Below are 20416 nucleotides of genomic sequence, written 5' to 3' on the forward strand. Positions count from 1 at the left end.
GAAAGAACTTTTTGCGCGTCTTATGGCCGCTCTGGGCGAGCAGATACAGAGGACGATGCTGCTCAACGCGCGATCATATTGATTAACAGCGTGTCATTTTTGCATCGCGTGACAAAAACATTGAGCTCTCTGCCGCTGCGGCACACTCCTTCGTTTGTATGTCTCTAATCTGTCATGTATCGCCGCTAAAGGCCGGGGTGATGTCGGGGCAATTAAGAATTCAGCTCTGACTGCGGCAAGTAGGCGTCCGCGTTTGATCTCATTCAGAGGAAACTAAGTAATGAAATTCCGTTCTTTTTTGTTTGGCACAGGCCTTACGGCTGCATGCCTGAGCTACGCAGCTCCGGCTCTTGCCCAATCGACAGGTACGCAGGTCTTCGAAGACCCGATGACACTGGAAGCAGTGGTCGTCCAGGGATCTGCAACGGAAGCTAGCAATGTTGCGCTTGAAGAAGCAGCAAAAGCTCGCGCGTCGATCACCGCTGCCTATCTGGAAACGCAACAACCCGGTCAGACGGTCTTTGAATCTCTGAACCTCCTGCCAGGCGTCACCTTCTCCAACAACGACGCCTACGGTTCTTCGGGCGGCGACCTGAACATCCGCGGTTTCGACGGCAGCCGTATTTCGGCGACGTTCGACGGTATCCCGCTGAACGACACCGGCAACTACGCTCTCTACACGAACCAAATGCTCGACCCCGAGCTGATCACCCGCGCGACCGTGAACTTCGGCGCGACGGACGTTGACAGCCCGACCGCTTCGGCAACTGGCGGTACGGTCAACTACGTGACGAAATCGCCGGAAGACGAAATGAGCGTCTCTTCGGTGTTCTCGATCGGCGCAGACGATGACTACCGCCGCTACTTCGTTCGCCTCGACAGCGGCGAAATCGGACCGTACGGCACGACCGCCTACGCAACCTATTCGAACACCAGCTACAACTACTTCATCGAAGGCAAATCGAAGATCGACAAAGAGCAATTCAACGCTCAGATCTTCCAGCCGATTGGCCAGAATGGCGACTATGTCCGCCTTATGGGTCACTACAACAAGAACCGTAACAACTTCACCTACTTCTATACGGTTTCGAGAGACGAATTCGATGACGGTTTCAAAGACACCATCGACCAGTACTCACTGAACTACGCGATCAACCCGTCCGACACCGGCAACATCCGTATGCAGGGCAAGTTCACGCTGAGCCCGAAACTGGTTCTCACGGTTGACCCGTCGGTCCAGTACGTTCGCGCAAACGGTGGCGGTTCCACTGTGCTTGACGAAGACCAGGCATGGTTTGGCGGTGAGCTTGTTGACCTCAACGGCAACGGTATTCTGGGCGATCAGGACATTCGCGTCTATTCGCCTTCCAACACGAACACGATCCGCTACGCGCTGGTCAGCTCGCTCATCTACAATATGAACGACGATCACCGCTTCCGCGTTGCATACACGTTCGACCAGGGCCGTCACCGTCAGACCGGCGACTTCTCCCCGCTCGACACGGACGGTTCGCCGCTCAACGTCTTTGGTGGCGTGGATGACTACGGTCCGGCTTTCTATTTCGCAGATGGCTCCAAACTCCAGAAGCGTGACCGCCTCTCGGTCGCTCGCCTGAACCAGCTTTCGCTGGAATACCGCGGCGACTTTATGGACGACAAACTTGGCCTGACCCTCGGTCTGCGTCTTCCTTACTTTGAGCGTGAGCTCGACCAGCGTTGCTACGCCCGTAAGGGTAACGGCTCCTCGACGCAGTATTGCACCCAGGAAACGCCGATCCCGGTTCTCGATGGCACCGGCCAGCCGACCGGCTTCGTCCGGTTCCCGAGCAGCGCGACGCAGGAATACGCACCGCCGTTCAAAGCCGACGTCAACTATGACGACGTGCTGCCGAACATCGGCCTGACCTACCGTCCGAACGATGCCCACCAGTTCTTCGCAAGCTTCGCAGAAACTCTCTCTGCGCCGCGTACGGACGACCTGTACTCCGGTATCCTCGTGTCTCAGCTGGATCAGGCTCAGCCGGAAAACTCCAAAGCCTACGACCTCGGCTACCGCTATCGCGGTGACCGCGTTACCGCGTCGGCAACCGTCTGGTACAACCAGTTCTCGAACCGCATCGAACGCGCTGCGGATCCGAACGATCCGTCGGTGTTCCTGTCCCGCAACGTCGGCGACGTTGACCTGCAGGGCTTCGAAGCCACCTTCGGCGTTGAGCTGATGGAAGGCCTCTCCTTCTTCTCGTCGGCTGCCTTCACGGACAGCGAAGTGAAGAGCACCGGCAAAGAACTGGTCAAGACGCCTGACATGACGCTTGCCGCCCGCCTCGACTATGAGATTGGCGCGTACGAGTTCGGTCTGCAGGGCCGTTATGTCGGCGACCGCTGGTCGGACGACAACAACACCTCTGCCGCTCCGTCCTACACGGTGTTCAACTTCGATGCTGCCTACGACCTCGGCAACATCTGGGAATCCGCGAAAACGGCTAAAGTTCGCCTCAACGTTCAGAACCTCTTCGACGAGAACTACCTGAACGTGATCAGCGGCTCCAACTCCTACTACTACGGTGCCCCGCGCACGGTGACGATGTCGCTCGAAACCAAGTTCTAATATAAACTTGTTTCAGCCTTAGTTGCGCTATAGGGCCCTGCTTCACGGCAGGGCCCTATTTCATTCTGAGTTGCCGCGGGGCTAAAATTCTCGCGCGCGCGATATTATGTAGGGGCGCTGTTCTATTCGGCGCGGCCGTTCAAATCGGGGATTTGGAAGTAATGTCAGTTGATTTGCCGCTTCTCCCGCCCGAATGGGCTCCGCAGTCTTCGCTCTGGGTGGGCTGGCCGCGCCTGGCCGAAGAGTGGGGCGGGGATCTGACCGCTGCGCGCGGAGAGATCGCCGCTTTCATCCGCAAGGCTTCCTCCTATGTGCCGGTGAAGATTGCCTGTGGTTCGCGCGAGGCGGCTGCGTCCGCGCAGCTTGCGACCGGCGGGGCAGGGCAGGTCGTCGAGCTGCCGGTGGGCGATATATGGCTGCGCGATACTGGCCCCATCGTCACCGGATCGGGCGCTTCCCGCGAGGCCCAGGTCTTCCGCTTCAATGGCTGGGGCGGCAAATACCTGATGGAAGGCGACACCGAGACCGGCGCAGCCGTGGCCGGTATCGAGGCGCTTCCGGCCCGCCATCATACGCTGATCCTTGAAGGCGGCGGCATCGACGCGGACGGCGAAGGCCGCCTGCTGACGACACGGCAGTGCCTGCTCAACAATAACCGCAACCCGCATCTCTCGCAGGAAGAGATCGAGGCAAACCTGACCGCGTCGCTCGGTGTGGATGAGTTCATCTGGCTGGGCGATGGCCTGGCAAACGACCACACCGATGGCCATGTCGACAACATCGCGCGCTTCATTGCGCCCGGCCATGTGCTCTGCCAGCATCCGGCAGACCAGAATGACCCGAATGCCGAAACATTGCAGGAAATCGAGCGCACGTTGGTGGCGCACGGTCTCATGGTGTCGAGCATTCCGTCACCGGGGCTCGTCCACTTCGGGGATGGCGTTCCGGTGCCGGCAAGCCATATGAACTTCACGATCACCAACCGCGCCGTCATTGTGCCGGTTTACGAAGATCGCTTCTCTGCAGTCGCCCTTGCTGAACTCAGAACGCTGTTCCCCGGCCGCGAAGTGGTTGGCCTGCCGGCGCGCGCGATTCTGGCTGGTGGCGGCAGTTTCCATTGTATGACCCGCGAAATCCCCGCCTGAGAAGGAGGCCCGTTTCATGACCCGCACGCTCACGCTCGCCGCCATCCAGTTTACGCCTACGGATGATGTGCAGGAAAACATCGATCGCATTGCCGGCCTTGTCCGCGAGGCGGCGTCCAAGGGGGCGGAGGTTGTCCTTCCGCCGGAATTGTTCTGCGGTTTTTATTTCTGCAAGACGCAGGAAGAAGAACATTTCGCCCGCGCCTATGAGTGGCAGGAACATCCGGCGGTTCTTCAGCTCTCTGAGCTTGCGGCGGAACTGGGCGTCGTCATTCCGGTCTCGATCTACGAGAAGGAAGGCCCGCACTATTTCAATTCCGTGGTCATGCTGGATGCGGATGGTGTTCCGCTCGGCGTCTACCGCAAAAGCCATATTCCTGATGGCCCCGGCTATCAGGAGAAATACTATTTCCGCCCTGGCGATACGGGCTTTCGTGTCTGGAACACGCTGAAGGGCCGCATTGGCGTTGGCATCTGTTGGGATCAGTGGTTCCCCGAGGCGGCCCGCGCCATGGCGTTGATGGGGGCAGACGCGCTGCTCTATCCGACGGCCATCGGCGCTGAGCCGCAGGATGCGTCACTTGATACCGCTGCGCGTTGGCGCCGTGGCATGCAGGGCCATGCCGTCGCCAATGTCATTCCGGTCGTCGCCGCAAACCGTGTTGGCGATGAGCAGGGGCAACTGTTCTACGGGACGAGCTTCATTGCGGACGAAACCGGCGAGATCGTCACGGATCTGGGGCGCAACGAAGAAGGCGTTCTGGTTGCCACTTTCGATCTTGATCATATCGATCGCGCCCGGGCGGCGTGGGGCTTCTTCCGGGATCGCCGGACGGACCTTTACGAGATTCTGGTCTGAGCTGACAGATTAGCGGGCGCGCGCATTGCCAAACATCCTGGCAATGTGCTCGTCGGCCTGGTCATTGTCTGCAAACAGAACCGGTTCAGTGCTCCGCCTGTCGTGTTTGCGTTGATCGGAAATCCGAATTCCTCCGCTGCCGGAAGACTTCACACGGTAAAGTTCCGCATCCGATTGGCGCAGCATTCCGGCAAAACCGGAGCGATGATCATAGAAGGCGATGCCAATACTTGCGCCGACGGTAAGATAGGCGTTCTCGTGGCGCAGCGGCGCCTGCATTGCCTGCAGGAAAGCGTTGGCGTGGCTGATGATGTCCATCCGGCTTTGCCAGTGATATCCGAGCACCAGGAACTCATCGCCGCCTACGCGGAAAATGTCGCCGCGGCCGCCAAAATGCGTGCGCAGCTTTTCCGCAACCGATACCAGCATCGCGTCGCCTGCTGCATGTCCGAATGTGTCGTTCACTGGCTTGAACTTGTCTAGGTCGATCGCAACGGCCGCGCCATAGCGCTCGCCCGGCTGGCGGCTCTCAAGATCGCACAGATGGTCCAGAAGGCGGCGGTTGCCCAGGCCGGTCATCGGGTCCGTGTTGGCCCAGAACTCGGTCTGGCGAACTTTTCCTCCGAGTACGGCGCTCAGATAGGCCAGCGTGAACGCGAATGCCAGGGGCAGCAGGAAGTGGTTGATCGGCAAATAGGGCGTCAGGTCAAACAGGCGCAGATAGATCCAGACCGTCGCCAGCAAGGAAGGCAGCCACGCAATCAGCACGCTGCGCGCCCCGGCAATGCCCGTGGATGCCATGATTGCCAGGCCGGCAACCGCGACCAGTGGGCCAATACCCGTGGCGATAAAGAAGGTGATCTTTGTGATCTGTGCGGGCAGCAGGAAGCCGACACCGGTCAGCACGCCGGCCATTGCGATTACATAGAACACGCGGAAGAGGCGCGGCGCCTGCTTTTCCATGTCCAGGAACGCCATGATGAACATCGCTCCGAAAGCGATGACCATCGCCTGGGCGAAGAACACGATGCGTGTGAAGTTGAAGTTCATGTGCATCCCGATCAGGCCAGTGAGCAGGCCTGAAGAGAACAGGATGTAGAGCGCAGCGGAAATGGCGAAGCAGACGTAGATGCGGAATGCGCCATTCGCGGCGGTAAACGACATCGAAGCAGCATAGATGGCAAAGGCTAGGGCCGCGCCCGTGATCAGGCTCCAGACCAAAGTTTCAAAGGTCGTCTGACGCGTGAAGTTTGCTTCGGAGTGGACCCTGATCGGCAGGAGCAGCATGGTTCCGCTCCGGATACGGCCGAAATACTCGCGGGACTCGCCCGGTGGAACATGTATCTGGAAAGCGGGGTAGGCGGCGGCAACGGCGTCCCCCGCAACCGGAATGGCTGATCCGGCGGTGCTCTGGCGGATTTGTCCGTCCGGGCGAACTTCGAACAGGTCTGCCCGTTCGAGATAGGCAAAGCGCATTGCCAGCTTGGCTGAGCGGACATCTGCGCCGGAATTGGTAAGCGCGAAGCGGAACCAGATGTCGCCCTGTTTGGACGAATATTGGGGTACAGATTTGGTAACCGGAGCAAAGCCCAGAGTATCTGCTGAGGCGATAACGTCTTCCGGGGCGCTGTCGGGGTTGATTTGTTCGGCAATCTCCAGTGGCGGTGTGAATGACGTGTCATTCGGCATCTGGGCAATGTCTACGCGGCCAATGCGCGCGCGGTTGTCGGGCGCAAAGTTCGCGTCCGCCATAGCGCCAAGGGGCGCGCTGGCAATCATGAATGCCGCGAGAAATCGGCGTATCCAGACCTTCGGAAATATATCCGTGAACATCATAAAAGCTGCGTTCCCTGCAGCTTTTTGGTTTATGGCAATCTGGTAAAAATCCGGTTGTGCCGGTCGTTTGAAACCGCTCGTTTAAGGCGTATTTGCGCCGCAATTCTTAATCTTTCGAGGCGCTTTGAAAAGGTGTGGCCGCTTGGGCGCCCGCGCCTGTCCGGTCAAAGGCTCCTGCCGGGCGACAAATTGCTGGCTGCCGAAACGATGGCGTCGGCATCGATCATGAAATGTCTGTAGAGGTCACGGATCGTTCCTGTCTGGCCGAAATGCTCTACGCCCAGCGGCGTCACGGCATGGCCTTTTACGCCACCAATCCAGGCGAGCGTTGCCGGGTGCCCATCGGTCACGGTGATAAGTTGTGCATGGCGCGGCACGCTTTCCATCAGCCGCTCAATCTGGCTCTTGGCGTTCTTCTGTCCGCGGGCCCGTGCCCGGCGCGCTGCTGTCCAGCCCGAATTCAGTCGGTCTGCGGAGGTCACTGCCAGCACGCCGATGTCGCGCCGGCCTTCGCCAATGCGCGCGGCGGCCTTGATCGCTTCGGGCGCAATCACGCCCTGATAGGCAATGATGACTTCCGCATTCGGCCCCGGTGGCTTCAGCCAGTAGCCGCCGTCGATCACCCCATCGCGGAATGTCGGGTCCGTGCGGGACCAGGCGCGCACCTGTTCCACGGGCCGGGTCGAAAGCCGCAGGTAAACAGAGCCGCCGGTTTCATCGCGCAGCCAGGTCCGCTCATCCGGGTCGCCTTCGCCATCGCGCTGCAGATAGTCGAAAGACCAGTCCATGATGATGGAGAGCTCGTCCAGAAAGGCCGGCTCGAATGAAACGAGACCGTCTTGGCTCATGCCGATCAGCTGCGCGCCAATCGATTGGTGCGCGCCGCCCTCAGGCGCCAGCGTGACGCCGGAGGGCGTGCCGGCGATGATGAAGCGCGCGTCCTGGTAACAGGCATAATTCAGCGCATCGAGGCCGCGCGCAATGAACGGGTCATATACTGTGCCAACGGGAATCAGCCGCTCTCCGAATAAGGAGTGGGAAAGCCCCGCCGCGCCGAGCAGCAGGAACAGGTTCATCTCCGCGATGCCGAGTTCGATATGCTGGCCCTCCGGAGAGAAGCTCCATTTTTGCGCAGAAGGGATCCTCTCCTCACGGAAGGTATCGCCCTTGGCTTCGCGCGCAAACAGGCCGCGCCGGTTCACCCAGGCGCCGAGATTCGTGGAAACGGTCACATCCGGCGAGGTCGTCACCACGCGCTGCGAAAGTTCGCTATCGCCCCTGGCCAGCGCGTCGAGGATCTTCCCGAAGCCGGCCTGCGTGGAGAGCATCTCGTCATCCAGGAACACTGTGCCGGGGGAGGCGACGCGCGGCGCGCTGAAGCGGCGTGGCCCCTTGGCAAAGAAGGGCACGTCTTCCAGCGCAGATTTGAGCCCGCCCGCATCGGCGACTGTCGCAAAGGGCGCCCATTCTTCACCGGCGGCTACGCCCATGGTTTTCTGGAAGTCCGCCATCTGCGCCTTCGTCATCAGGCCGGCATGGTTGTCCTTGTGCCCGGCCAGCGGCGTGCCCCAGCCCTTGATCGTATAGGCGAGGAACACGGTCGGGCGTTCGTCATCGGCGCGGCCGAATGCTTCCAGCAGCGTCTCAAGGCACTGGCCGCCCAGATTATTCATCAGTTGGCTGAGTTCTGCGTCAGTGCGCGTCTCAATCAGCGCCGTCACTTCGCCCTGGTCGCCAATATCGTCCAGCAGGCGTTTGCGCCAGGCGGCGCCGCCCATGAAGGTTAGCGCGGAATAAAGCGAGTTCGGGCAATCCTCGATCCATTGGCGCAGGCGCTGGCCGCCGGGCTCGGCAAAAGCTGCCCGCTGCAAAGCGCCAAAGCGCAGCACTTCCACGCGCCAGCCAAATGCTTTGAAGATCGCCTCAATCTTTGCCCAAAGGCCTTCATGCACAACGCCGTCAAGGCTCTGGCGATTGTAATCGATGATCCACCAGGTGTTGCGCAGGCCGTGCTTCCAGCCTTCCTGAAGGCATTCATAAACGTTGCCTTCATCCAGTTCCGCGTCGCCCACCAGCGCCACCATACGCCCAGCCGGGCGTTTGCCGGAGCCGAAATCCGTCCATGGTCGGGCGATCAGATAGTCCTGGATGATCGACGCAAACGCCGTCTCCGCCACGCCCAGGCCGACAGAGCCCGTGGAGAAATCCACATCATCAATATCCTTGGTGCGTGAGGGGTAGGACTGGGCCCCGCCATATCCGCGGAAGTTTTCCAGCTTTTCCAGCGTCTGGGTGCCCATCAGATAGTGCATGGCATGGAACACCGGCGCGGCGTGCGGCTTCACGGCGACCCGGTCCTCCGGGCGCAGCACCTGAAAATACAGCGCCGTCATGATCGAAACGAGCGACGCGCAGCTGGCCTGGTGTCCGCCAACCTTCACATCGTCGTCTTCCTTCTCCCGAAGGTGGTTGGCATTGTGCACAGTCCAGGCGGCGAGCCACAGCAGGCGTTGCTCAATAGTTTTCAGCTGATCGACGGAAAGAGGCATGGGCTTCGGTCATCTTGCGAAAGAAGGGCAATTCTTTCCGCGTAAAGCAGGTGGCCGCGCAAGTCCATTGGTGAGGCGCAATCGTCTTGCCAGCGCCCCGCGATCGGCTAGCCTCCTGCCAAAAGGGAAGGGAACAAAATGAGCGATCTGGCAGAGCGGCGCATCGCGCTGGTGAAAGACCATATGGCGCTGGAGGTGACCCATGACTGGGACGGCGTCATCGCTACCTTCGAGCACCCGCGCTACGAAATGTACGGCTCAGGCAATGTGTTCGATGGGGAAGCCGCCGTGCGCAGCTATTTCGATGCCTCGCGCACGCCGTTCCCCGATCAGGGCAATGAGATCATCGCCATTGCTCATGCCGGCGATACGGTACTGGTCGAGTTCTGGCTGACGGGTACGCATCTAGGCCCGCTCCGGGTTGGCAAGCAGACAATTGAGCCGACGGGCCGCAAGTTCCGCGTGCGCATGGCGGCAAGCTTTGAATTTCCGCCGGGCGGGGACCGCATCATCTGCGAGCGGCCATATTTCGATCAGGGCGCGGTCCTGCGGGCGCTGGATCTCGCCTGACGCGGGGCCTTCAGCGCATCATCCGGCGGGCGGTGTCGAACAGGTCCGTCAGCGCCGCGCCGGGGCCGTTGGCCACCTGGTGATACCAGTCGGGCATCGCCTGCAGAACGTTGGCAGTGTCGGCCCAGCGGCGCACATTTGCGTCGGCGGCCAGCTGGAACGCTTCGCGCATATAGTTCTCGTCAGTGCCGTCAAAGCCGTCCGAAAGGGTGATGGCCGAGAAGCTCATCATGCTTTTCTGGAAGGTCAGCATTGTGTCCAGCGAGGCGGACGTCATTGCCAGAGATGCCCGCCAGGGGGCCAGCCAGAGGTCAAACATGCGCTTTGTATCCATCAGCTATATATGTCGCTTTTACGACTTTATTGTGCGCCGCACAACAAAGCTCATGTCAAAAGCCCAGTTTGGCCCCGTTTTCGCCGCTCCCGAATGGTCTTAGCTAGGCGCTATGCCTATCGATACTGCGTTTCCGTTTGAGCCTTCCCCCGCCAGAGGGCGGGTTCTTGTCTTCGATTCCGGGGTAGGCGGGCTCACGGTTGCGGGCGAAATCCGTGCGCTTGGCCCGCGCCTCTCGGTGCATTATGCCGCCGATACCGGCTTTTTCCCCTATGGAGACAAGTCAGATGAGGCCCTGCGCGCGCGCCTGCCGGTGGTCGCCAGGGCGCTGGTGGAGGCAGTCCGGCCAGACGTTTTCGTCATCGCCTGCAATACGGCCAGCACGCTGGCGCTCAGCGACGTGCGGGCCGTGCTCGATATTCCTGTCGTCGGCACGGTGCCCGCCATAAAGCCTGCCGCGAAGCTCACCGAAACCGGCACCATCGGCCTCCTGGCAACGCCCGGCACAATTCGGCGCGCCTACACGGCTCGTCTCATCGAGGAGTTTGCCGCCGGCAGGCGCGTCATCCTGCATGGCAGTCTCGATCTCGTCAGGCTTGCTGAGGCCCATGCGCGCGGGGAAGATGTTCCGCCTCAAGCTTACGCCGCTGCGCAGGCGCCGCTGTTCGATGCGCCCGGCGGCGAGGCGATCGATACGGTCGTGCTAGCCTGCACACATTTTCCGCTCGTCCGTGGCCAGCTTATTGCCACTGCGCCGCATGCCGTCAGCTATATCGATTCCGGCGCGGCCATTGCGCGCCAGACGATCCGTGTGCTGCCAGCCAGAAACGAATCCGGCGGGCAAGGAGGCACAGCCTGCCTCACCAGCCCGCCGGAAAAGGAAGAGGGAATTGCCCGCGTCCTGCGACGCTACGGTTTCCCTGACGTTCAGTTCGTTGCCATCGATCCGATCGAGATGACTTCTGCGCCTTCGGTCGAGCCATAGAGCGACGGCCAGGGGCTGTCCTGGACGATCGCCAGTTCCGATTCGCCGAATCCGTTGAAACGAGTCGCCATCGAGCGGCCATAGGCGCCGATATTGCCGATTTCGATGTAGTCGCCTTCGGTCAGGCCGGCCGGAAGCCAAACCTTGCTCGGCAGCATGTCCGCCGAATCGCAGGTCGGTCCGTAGACGGTATATTCTACCATCCGGCCGAGCTTGCGCCCGTCGCCTGAAATCGCGCGCATCGGGAACACCCAGTTCTCATGCACGGCGTCATAGAGCGCGCCATAGGAGCCCTCATTGATGTAGATCGCGTCGCCCTTGGAGAGGTCCACCTGCACCAGCAGGCTTTCCGCTTCGGCCACCAGCGCGCGGCCCGGCTCGCACCAGAGATCAGCGTTTTCCAGAACGAACATGTTCTCGAAAGAACGCATCACCATGGCAACATAGTCGTCCATCGCCGGCGGGTTCTTGTCGGCATAGATCGCCGGGAAGCCGCCGCCGACATCCACGATGTCCACGGTCACGCCGGCATCGATGATGACGCGGCTGGCGTCTGCCATTGCCTGTGCCCAGGCCGAAGGCTTCATCGCCTGGCTGCCCACATGGAACGACACGCCCAGTTCGTCAGCATAGCGGCGGGCCACGCTGAGGATCTCAGCGGCTTCCGCCGCGCCAGCGCCGAATTTGCCCGAAAGCGGCAGGGCAGAGCCTTCGTTCGACACGGCAATGCGAACGAGGATCGTGAGATCTTTCGCAAAGTCGGTCGCGTCGAGGATCTTCTGCAGCTCGGCCATCGAATCGGTGACGAAGATGCGCACGCCGTGCAGCTTGTAAGCGCGCTCGATGGCCTTGCGCGGTTTTACCGGGTGCAGGAAAGCGATGCGGGCTTCCGGGAAGCGGCCGCGGATCAGCTCGATTTCCTTCTCGGAAGCGGCGTCAAAGCTGCGGATGCCACCTTCCCACAGCGCGTCGAGGACGTGCGGGGCAGGGTTCACCTTCACGGCATAGAAGGGCTGGGCCGGGAATTTCTCCACGAACCATTGCGCAGCCGCTGTCACGCGCTCCGGGCGGAAGCAATACGTCGGCAGCTCGGGCTTTTGCTCACGAGCAATATGATAGGGAGTAGCGTAAGTGTGCATGACACCTAACCTCCAAAGGGCTTTGAACCAGCTTTGGGCGTTAGTACAGGGGGCCCCCCTTATCGGGTTAGCCCAGATGTCCGCCACATCGAATTTCACGGGTCGAAATAGTGTACAATGCCCGGGCATGCAAGAAGAAATTTTGCCTGTTACATAAGCGTGTCACAAAAGGGTAACGGACCCGCGCCAGATAGGGCTTGCAATCAAGGTAAAATGGCGATCCACCGCTCTTCGTCCTCGCGAAGCGGTTTGGCCATGCCCCGGAGGTCTCCTGAATGTTCCAGTTCGTCTCCCGTTTGTCTGGCGCTGCGCTGTTGCTGCTTGCGGCTGCCTGCGGCCAGAGCGACCTGTCCCAGCTTGATACGGGCGCGCCGGGGGTGAAGCCTGTTCCGGCCATCGCGCGGAACCAGAAGATCAAGATTGTCGGCTCCTCCACGGTCGCTCCATTCTCCCGCACGGTGGCAGAGCGCTTCGGCGCCGTCAGCGGCTTCCCGACCCCTATTGTGGAAACCACGGGCACAGGCGGCGGCTTCAAGGCTTTCTGCGAGGGCGTTGGCCCGATCAGCCCGTCGATTGCCAATGCCTCGCGCCCCATGAAAGAATCAGAGCGCGAGCTGTGTGCCAAGGCGGGCGTGACGGCGATCACAGAAGTCGAGCTTGGCTATGACGGCATCGTGATCGCCAACTCAAAGCTCGGCCCGGATTTCGACATCACCAAGGAACAGCTTTACCTCTCCCTCGCCAAGGAGATCCCGGACGGGAAGGGCGGCTTCATGCCCAATCCGTACAAGAACTGGAAAGAGGTCTCCCCCACGCTTCCCGATGAGCCGATCATGGTGCTCGGCCCCCCGCCCACCTCCGGCACGCGCGACGCCTTTGTCGAGCTTGGCATGGAGAAGGGCGCCGAAGCCATTCCCCAGCTCAAGGCCCTCAAAGCCAGCGATGAAACCGCCTTCAAGGAACGCGCCCACACGGTGCGCACCGATGGCGTGTGGATCGACTTTGGCGAAAACGATTCCGCGATCGTCCAGTCCCTCGTGAAGTCACCTGAGGCGATCGGCATTCTCGGCTTCTCCTTCCTTGAGCAGAATGGAGACCGCGTGAAAGGCGCCCGGCTTGGCGGCGTCGACGCGACCTTCGACAATATCGTCGATGGCCATTATGGTCTTGCCCGGATCATGTTCTTCTATGTGAAGGACCAGAACCTGCCATTGGTTGATGGCCTCGCTGATTTCGTCACCGCGTCCGTCGATGAAGGTGCTGCGGGCGAAGATGGATACCTGCTTGAGAAAGGGCTGATCCCGCTGCATGCGGACGACCTCGTAAAGCAGCAGGAAATCGCCCGCCAGCTCGAAACCAAGGTTCACACTTACTGATCGGCTGAAAGGCCTGCTCTAGAAGCCCGGCCCTGCAGGCGGACGGCGGCGGCGGATGCGGATCTTCTGCCAGAAGCGTTTGCGCTCCGGTGCCGGCAGCGGCTGCAGGTTCTCGATGAACGCCTCAGCGCACGCCCGCCAGCTATAGGTCTCGGCATAGGCCCGGCAGGTTTCCCGGCTGAGCGTCAGACAGTCGAGCGCGCCCTGGCGCAGGTCGCCGCCCACCGGCGTGATCGTGCCGGCGCCCGAACCGGGGATGACATCCCGCGGCCCCGTCGCCTCGAACGCGGCCACAGGCGTGCCCGCTGCCATCGCTTCGAGCACCACAAGGCCGAACGTGTCGGTCATGCTCGGGAACACGAACACGTCCGCGCTCGCATAATGGGCCGCCAGGTCGTCGCCGAACTTCGCGCCCAGGAAGGCCACCTTCGGGTACTTCTTCTTCAGCTCTTCCAGCTGCGGGCCATCGCCGACGATCACTTTCGTGCCCGGCAGGTCCAGCTCGGCGAAGGCTTCGATATTCTTCTCCACGGCCACCCGGCCGACATTCAGAAAGATCGGGCGCGCCAGGCCGGCAAACGGGTCGCCTGGCTGGCCTTCCTCGATCCGCCTGGTGGGCGTGAACAGCTCGGTGTCGACGCCCCGGCTCCAGGCCACAAGGTTCATGAATCGCTGCTGGCGCAGCTCGTCGAGCAGAGACGGCGTCGCCACCATCACCTTGCCCGAATATTTGTGGAACCAGCGCACGAAGGAATAGCCCCAGCTCACCGGCACGGGGATGCGCGCCGACACATATTCCGGGAAGCGGGTATGGTAGGCGGTGGAGAAGGGGTGTTTCTCGGTCAGGCAGACTGCCCGGCCCGCCATCCCCAGCGTGCCTTCGGTGGCGATATGCACGGCGTCCGGCTCGAACGCATCGAAGCGCTCGCGGATCTTGTTCTGGGCAAACAGCGCCAGCTTGATTTCCGGATAGGTTGGCAGCGGCATGGTCATGAAACCATCGCCCGGATGCACGATCTCCCAGACATGGCCCATAGCCTCTGTCTCGGCGATCACGCGCTTCATCGTGCGTACAACGCCGTTGACCTGCGGGTCCCACGCGTCGGTGACGAGCATGATGCGCATGCCGGCTCCATGGTTTCAGCCCCCCGTGGGCCGTTAGCTGGCGCAATTTGGCGGGCTTGGCGCGGGGCGTAAAGGGGGTCACTGCGGCGGGCTACCATTTTGGCAGATCCGCCAGGTGGGGGTATTCTTGTGCGTCTGCTGCGGTATAAGAGGCAGATTATTGCCCCGGCCCTGCCAGACGGACCAGACCCATGCCCAGCACGACCCAAAATGCAGCCCTCGACTGGGATGCGCTCGACGCTTTGAAGTTCGCCGATGAGGAGGCGCTGCTCGAAACGCTTCTCAAGGAAGGGGTATTGACCCCGCCGGTTCGCGAGGGCGCGGTGCGCCGGGGGAGGGAGTTGGTGATGATCGCCCGCTCGCGTGGCCGCCGCAAAGGCATGATGGAAAGCTTCCTTGAGGAGTTCGGCCTGACCAACTCCGAAGGTCTCGCCCTCATGTGCCTTGCCGAGGCGCTGCTGCGCGTGCCCGACGCTGAAACCAAGGACGACCTCATCGCCGAGAAGATCCGTTCCGGAGACTGGGGCGCCCATAAAGGCCAGTCCGACAGCTGGCTGGTCAACGCCTCCACCTGGGGCCTGATGCTCACTGGCCGCGTCATCGGCGCGCCCGATACCGCCCGCAAGGGCGCTGGCAATTTCGTCACCGGCCTCGTGCGTCAGAGCGGCGAGCCGGTCATCCGCGCCGCCATGATGCAGGCCATGCGGATCATGGGCGAACAGTTCGTCCTTGGGCGGACGGTGACCGAAGCCCTCAAGCGGGGTCGCCGCATGGTGAAGTCCGGCGATGCTGCCCATTTCAGCTTCGACATGCTGGGCGAGGGCGCCCGCACCACCGAAGACGCAAACCGCTATTACAAGGCTTACCACGAGGCCATCGCCGCCGTCGCTGCAGATAAAGACGCAGCCCTCCCGCCGGAGAAGGCAAACGGCGTCTCGGTCAAGCTTTCCGCGCTCCACCCGCGTTATCTCGCGGTGAAGGAAGAGCGCGTGATGGCGGAGCTTTATCCCCGTGTCCTCGCCCTCTGTGAGGCTGCCGCCAAGGCCAATATCGGCCTCTGTCTTGATGCGGAGGAGGCTCATCGCCTTGTCCTCAGCCTGAAGATCTTCGAGCGTCTCGCCCGCGAGTCCTCGCTGAAAGACTGGACCGGTCTCGGCCTCGCCGTGCAGGCCTATCAGAAACGCGCCCGCGCCGTCATCATGCGCCTGTCGGAACTGGCGCAGGAAACCGGTCGCCGTTTCATGGTCCGCCTCGTCAAGGGCGCCTATTGGGATAGCGAAATCAAGAACGCCCAGGTCGAAGGTTTCCCGAACTTCCCGGTCTTCACCACAAAGCAGGGTACGGACGTTCACTACCTCGCCTGCGCCAGGGAAATGCTCGCCGCTTCGCCCGCGATCTATTCCGCGTTTGCCACGCACAACGCCCACACGCTCGCCGCCGTCGACCTGCTCGCCGCAGAAGCGGGCGTCACCAGCTTCGAGTTCCAGCGCCTCCACGGCATGGGCGAGCCGCTTTACGAAGCCGCCGAAGCGGGCAGCCGCGTGCGCGTCTACGCCCCCGTTGGCGCGCATGAAGACCTGCTGCCCTATCTCGTCCGCCGCCTTCTGGAGAACGGCGCGAATACCAGCTTCGTCCACTCCTTCCTCGATCCCGATGTGCCTGCCGAACAGGTGGTGGCAGACCCAATCGCCAAGGTCGAAATCGGCCCGCGCCGCCATCCGCGCATCCCCACGCCGCCGCGCCTTTACGGCCCCGGTCGCCGCAACTCTCTGGGCCATGATCTCAGCCAGGTCGGTGTGCGCGGCCAGTTTGCGGCCGCTCTGAAGATGCTCGATGAAGGCCCGGCCTTCGCCGCTGGCCCCATCGTTTCGGGCAAGGCGGAAGCCGGCGGCGGTGAACTCGTCCGTATGCCCGCAGAAACAGGCCGCGCGCTCGGCGCCTCGAAAGAGGCCGGTGGTGCGGCCATCGATCGCGCGCTGGACGCCGCCACCCGTTACCAGCCCGAATGGGACAGCCTCGGCGGCCCCAAGCGCGCCGAATATCTCCACGCCATGGCCGATGCGATGGAAGCAAACGCGGCCCAGCTGATCGCCCTGATGGCGCGCGAAGCGGGCAAGACACTGCCTGATGGCATTGCCGAAGTGCGCGAGGCGGTCGATTTCTGCCGCTATTACGCGGCTCAGGCCGAGCAGGACTTTGCTGCGCCGGTGCGCCTTCCGGGGCCGACGGGGGAAACCAACCATCTCTCCCTGCATGGACGGGGCGTGTTCTGTTGCATCAGCCCGTGGAACTTCCCGCTCGCTATCTTCACCGGCCAGATCGCGGCTGCGCTTGCCGCTGGCAATACGGTTGTCGCCAAGCCTGCGGAACAGACGACGCTCACTGCCTTCGAGGCCGTGCGCCTGTTCCACAAGGCTGGCCTCCCGGTGGACGCGCTGCATCTCCTGCCGGGCAGGGGCGAAACGGTCGGCGCTGCGCTTACGGGAGACCTGCGCGTCTCCGGCGTCTGCTTCACGGGCGGCACGTCCACCGCCCGCCTCATCAACCGCACGCTGGCGGGCCGCGATGGCCCGATCATTCCGCTGATCGCTGAAACCGGCGGCCTCAATGGTCTCTTCGTCGACACCACCGCCCTGCGCGAACAGGTGATCGACGACATGATGATCTCGGCCTTCGGCTCGGCGGGCCAGCGCTGCTCGGCGCTGCGTCTCGCCTTCTTGCCCAACGCGACGGCCGACCATCTGATCGAAGGCCTTATCGGCGCGATGAACGAGCTTGCCCTGGGCGATCCGGCCCTGCCGGAAACCGATACCGGCCCAGTCATCGATGCCGACGCCCGCAAGGCGCTCGAAGCGCATCTGGAGCGGATGGGCCGCGAGGCAAAAATCCTGCACCAGCTCGATGCTGGAACGCTTGGCAAGGAAGGCTTCGGTTTCGGCCCGGCCCTGGTGGAGCTGTCCTCGCTCGACCAGATCAGCGAGGAAACCTTCGGCCCCGTCCTGCATGTCCTGCGCTACGATCCGGATAATGTGGCCGAGGTTGCCGCCGCGCTCAAAGCCAAGGGCTATGGCCTCACGCTCGGCATTCATTCCCGTCTCGAAAGTTTCCACAATGCGGTCAAGGCGGCCTGTCAGGTGGGCAACACCTATGTGAACCGCTCGATGATCGGCGCTGTCGTTGGCGTTCAGCCCTTTGGCGGGGAAGGGCTTTCGGGCACCGGTCCCAAGGCGGGCGGACCTCATTATCTCCATCGTTTCGCCACAGAACGCGTGGTAACAGTGAACATTACCGCTCAGGGCGGTGACCCCGAACTGCTCAGCCTTTAAGGATTACGACCCATGAAACGCCTTTTCCTCACCGCTTCGTTGGCGGCGCTGCTGCTTGCCGCCTGCGCGCCGAATGCGGAGACCCCAGCAGACGAAGCGACGGCGGGTGAGGCGTCCGGCGAAGCAGGCGTGGCATCGGCAGAAGGCGCGCCGCTTCCTGCCGATCTAGGCAGCCCCGCTTTTGAGGAAATCACCGAGAACTACGAAATCCGCACCGTCGTCGATCCGGCCATCGTCTCTTTCGATCCGGCGCTTGCCAAGCTGCTGTTCGATGTCGCCAAAGAATCGCTCGACGCGCTTAAGGAACAGGCCCTTGCCGATAAGCTGTCGGCTGATGAAATGGCGAAAGAGGATGGCTCTGAAAGCTGGTTCCGCCAGTATTCGATGGAATACCGTTTCGATGCGACCGCCGCTCAGGCTGACATCATCAGCGTCCAGCAGAATGTCTACACTTACACTGGCGGCGCTCATCCCAACTATTTCCTGCGCGGCATGATCTATCAGCATGGCAAGACCGATCCTGTCCCGGTGGCCGATGTGGTCGCCGATATGGCGGTTTTCGGCAGCAAGCTGAAAGCCGGTCTGGTGCAGATGAAAAAGACGCGCAGCTATGAAGAGCGGACCGTCGAGGCGCTCGCTTCGGAAGTGACCGATATGCTGGGCGATGACGCGCAGGCAGGTTCTGTTTCCGGCGCCAATTATGTGCTTGAGCCGTCTACGGAAGAAGGAAAGTTCGGCGGCATCACCGTCCTCTTCTCGCCGTATGAAGTCGGCCCCTATGCCGAAGGCTCCTACGAGATCACCGTTCCGGCAGCTGACCTTGCCGGCGCGCTGACGCCGGATTGGGCGGCCCGTTTCGGCGGTGAGCCACTGCCGCGTGAAGGCAAGGAATAGGTGGCGCCTGAAGCGCCTGACGCAAAGTCCGCTCAAGTGGGAGACCGGTTGAGCGGACGAATTTGCGATGAATCAGAAAAACTGGAGCAAGCGATCTGATCCCATCAGATCGCACTTTGCTTTAGCAGCGGCGGAATTCGAAAACCTGCGCGCGGTCCCCGTTCATCAGCGAGATGGTCGCCTTCATCCGGCGGCCGTCCCGCGCATAGGTGATGCGCTGGGGAAAGTTGTGCGCCGGGTTCACGAAGGTGATCGATTCCTTGCCGCGGCTTTCCTCGGTGAATTCTGACGGGCCAAACCCAGCCGGATAGGCGTCGAATGTTGCCGGGGTGCCCAGCGTGATGCGGGTCTGTTCGAAATAGGTCGCCACATCGCCTTCAAGGTTCAGCGCGTAGCCGAACAGGTAGCCATATTCCGGCTTCGTCCACACTTCGCGGTAGGTGCGTGCCTCGTTGCGCCAGCAGCCGCTGATCCAGTCCAGCTCGTCCGCATGGGCCGCCGGGGCGGCGCTGGCGCAGGCAGTCAGGCCAAGGGCGAGGGCAACAAAGACGTTTTTCATGAGTTCACCGGTCAGTTGTGCATGAAGCCGCAGGCATGGTCGCCTGTCGCGTGTGAAGATACCATCCGTCGCCCCCGTGTGAAGCCGCCAGCGCAGCTTTCCGGCAGTGCGGGCGGGCAGGGCCTAATCCTGCGCCACCATGAAGTGTGCCACGATCGCCGAAACCGGGTCGGCCCGGTTCTCCTGCCACGCCTCGGCGCGCACGGACGCCATGCGGCGCCCCATCTTCATCACGAAGGCACGCGCATAGAGGTCTTTCGCGTGGCCCTGACGCAGGTAATCGATGGTGATGTTGATTGGCCGGGGCGGGCGCGGCATGTCTGAAATCAGGAACACCTGCAGCATCGCCGTCAGCTCCAGAAAGGAGGCAATCGCTCCGCCATGCAGCGCACGGATGTTCACATTTCCGATCAGCTTCTCCTGGAAGGGCAGGATAGCCGTCATCTCGTCGCCCATGATCTCGCAGCGCATGCCCAGCGTCTGGGCAAACGGAACGCGCTTCAGGATGGCGTCCACTTCATCCGCGCGCGGATTGGTCAGGTTCGGGTTCATGCGTCTTTCTTCCCGCCGTCGAAGCGCGGCTTGTTGATGGCAAATGTTCCCGCCGATGTCGCAATCAGCTTGTCGCGCGTGCCGTGATAGGCCCAGGCGCGGGTGAAACACACGCTCTTGGTCACGCGGTAGCATTCTGCCTCGCCGATAATGTCGAGGCCCTTTTCCGCCGGGCGCATATAGTCGATCCGAAGGTCAATGGTCGCCACAAAGCGCAGGCGTGTCATCGCGGCTGTGCAGGCCATGCCGGAGAGGTTGTCCAGGAAGGTGGTGATCACCCCGCCATGGATGACGCCGGTGTCTGGGTCGCCCACCAGCTTCTCGCTCCAGGGCTGGCGCCCCCACACATGGCCGCGCTCCACCTGCGTCACTTCAAAGCCGATCTCGTTGCCCCACGGCACCACCGAGTTCATTAGCCCGACATGTTCACGCATCACGGCGGCAATGCGATCGGGATTGTTTTTGTCGTCTGTCATCAGAAAGCTTACCTCGCGTCCGGATTTGACGCCCTTTTCCTGCCGGATAACATCGCCGCAGTTCCAAAGAAACGGCTAACGTA

Annotated in this window: 16 protein-coding genes; 8 read left to right on the top strand and 8 right to left on the bottom strand. The window is 61.8% G+C overall.

The genetic code is table 11. The annotated features are described in order from the left end of the window. Positions 1–280: 280 nt before the first annotated feature. The 3 genes from K1X12_RS06575 to aguB all read left to right on the top strand — a co-directional run bounded on the left by K1X12_RS06575 (position 281) and on the right by aguB (position 4612). On the top strand, positions 281–2608 hold the full coding sequence (locus K1X12_RS06575; RefSeq protein ID WP_220986818.1) for a TonB-dependent receptor: 2328 nt from the start codon (positions 281–283) through the stop codon (positions 2606–2608). A 161-nt stretch (positions 2609–2769) separates the two neighbouring features. Beyond that, the gene (locus tag K1X12_RS06580) at positions 2770–3753 is read left to right on the top strand and encodes an agmatine deiminase family protein (RefSeq protein WP_220986819.1); all 984 of its coding nucleotides are present in this window, start codon (positions 2770–2772) and stop codon (positions 3751–3753) included. A gap of 16 nt (positions 3754–3769) precedes the next feature. Next, a complete protein-coding gene (gene aguB / locus K1X12_RS06585; RefSeq protein ID WP_220986820.1) occupies positions 3770–4612 on the top strand; it encodes an N-carbamoylputrescine amidase in 843 nt (280 codons plus the stop codon). A 9-nt stretch (positions 4613–4621) separates the two neighbouring features. Here aguB and K1X12_RS06590 read toward each other — a convergent pair whose 3' ends face one another. Together K1X12_RS06590 and K1X12_RS06595 are read right to left on the bottom strand one after the other, a co-directional pair. Continuing rightward, on the bottom strand, positions 4622–6448 hold the full coding sequence (locus K1X12_RS06590) for a diguanylate cyclase (protein ID WP_220986821.1): 1827 nt from the start codon (positions 6446–6448) through the stop codon (positions 4622–4624). 164 nt (positions 6449–6612) lie between these two features. Further along, the gene (locus K1X12_RS06595) at positions 6613–8997 is read right to left on the bottom strand and encodes a thiamine pyrophosphate-binding protein (RefSeq protein WP_220986822.1); all 2385 of its coding nucleotides are present in this window, start codon (positions 8995–8997) and stop codon (positions 6613–6615) included. A gap of 138 nt (positions 8998–9135) precedes the next feature. Between K1X12_RS06595 and K1X12_RS06600 the strand changes: the two genes are divergently transcribed. Then, positions 9136–9567 carry an ester cyclase gene (locus tag K1X12_RS06600; RefSeq protein WP_220986823.1) on the top strand — a complete coding sequence of 144 codons (432 nt, stop codon included), beginning with the start codon at positions 9136–9138 and terminating at the stop codon, positions 9565–9567. Between the two features lie 10 nt (positions 9568–9577). Here the strand turns inward: K1X12_RS06600 and K1X12_RS06605 are convergent, their stop codons facing one another. Next, on the bottom strand, positions 9578–9886 hold the full coding sequence (locus tag K1X12_RS06605) for a hypothetical protein (protein ID WP_220986824.1): 309 nt from the start codon (positions 9884–9886) through the stop codon (positions 9578–9580). A 127-nt stretch (positions 9887–10013) separates the two neighbouring features. Here K1X12_RS06605 and murI point away from each other — a divergent pair, with 127 nt between their 5' ends. Further along, the gene (gene murI, locus K1X12_RS06610; protein ID WP_220986825.1) at positions 10014–10886 is read left to right on the top strand and encodes a glutamate racemase; all 873 of its coding nucleotides are present in this window, start codon (positions 10014–10016) and stop codon (positions 10884–10886) included. Here murI and K1X12_RS06615 read toward each other — a convergent pair. Then, a complete protein-coding gene (locus tag K1X12_RS06615; protein ID WP_220986826.1) occupies positions 10829–12025 on the bottom strand; it encodes a type III PLP-dependent enzyme in 1197 nt (398 codons plus the stop codon). The two genes, murI and K1X12_RS06615, sit on opposite strands and share 58 nt — an antisense overlap. 275 nt (positions 12026–12300) lie before the next feature. On the opposite strand from K1X12_RS06615, the gene K1X12_RS06620 reads away from it, so the two are divergent. Further along, positions 12301–13401, top strand: coding sequence for a substrate-binding domain-containing protein (locus K1X12_RS06620; RefSeq protein WP_220986827.1), 1101 nt, complete (start codon positions 12301–12303; stop codon positions 13399–13401). A gap of 18 nt (positions 13402–13419) precedes the next feature. Here the strand turns inward: K1X12_RS06620 and K1X12_RS06625 are convergent, their stop codons facing one another. Next, the gene (locus K1X12_RS06625; protein WP_220986828.1) at positions 13420–14526 is read right to left on the bottom strand and encodes a glycosyltransferase family 4 protein; all 1107 of its coding nucleotides are present in this window, start codon (positions 14524–14526) and stop codon (positions 13420–13422) included. Positions 14527–14717: 191 nt separating this feature from the next. Here K1X12_RS06625 and putA point away from each other — a divergent pair, with 191 nt between their 5' ends. Together putA and K1X12_RS06635 are read left to right on the top strand one after the other, a co-directional pair. Next, on the top strand, positions 14718–17852 hold the full coding sequence (gene putA, locus K1X12_RS06630; protein ID WP_220986829.1) for a bifunctional proline dehydrogenase/L-glutamate gamma-semialdehyde dehydrogenase PutA: 3135 nt from the start codon (positions 14718–14720) through the stop codon (positions 17850–17852). 12 nt (positions 17853–17864) lie between these two features. Further along, positions 17865–18746, top strand: a complete 882-nt coding sequence (locus tag K1X12_RS06635) for a DUF3298 and DUF4163 domain-containing protein (protein ID WP_220986830.1) — start codon at positions 17865–17867, stop codon at positions 18744–18746. Positions 18747–18867: 121 nt separating this feature from the next. Here the strand turns inward: K1X12_RS06635 and K1X12_RS06640 are convergent, their stop codons facing one another. From K1X12_RS06640 to K1X12_RS06650, 3 genes are all read right to left on the bottom strand, one after another. Then, positions 18868–19305 (bottom strand): DUF6265 family protein, encoded by a 438-nt coding sequence (locus K1X12_RS06640; protein ID WP_220986831.1) that lies wholly within the window; start codon positions 19303–19305, stop codon positions 18868–18870. A 123-nt stretch (positions 19306–19428) separates the two neighbouring features. After that, a complete protein-coding gene (locus tag K1X12_RS06645) occupies positions 19429–19857 on the bottom strand; it encodes a PaaI family thioesterase (protein WP_220986832.1) in 429 nt (142 codons plus the stop codon). Continuing rightward, positions 19854–20333 carry a PaaI family thioesterase gene (locus tag K1X12_RS06650; RefSeq protein WP_220986833.1) on the bottom strand — a complete coding sequence of 160 codons (480 nt, stop codon included), beginning with the start codon at positions 20331–20333 and terminating at the stop codon, positions 19854–19856. The genes K1X12_RS06645 and K1X12_RS06650 overlap by 4 nt, the downstream gene beginning before the upstream one ends. Positions 20334–20416 lie beyond the last annotated feature (83 nt).

Source organism: Hyphomonas sediminis (assembly GCF_019679475.1).
GTDB classification, from domain to species: Bacteria; Pseudomonadota; Alphaproteobacteria; order Caulobacterales; family Hyphomonadaceae; genus Hyphomonas; species Hyphomonas sediminis.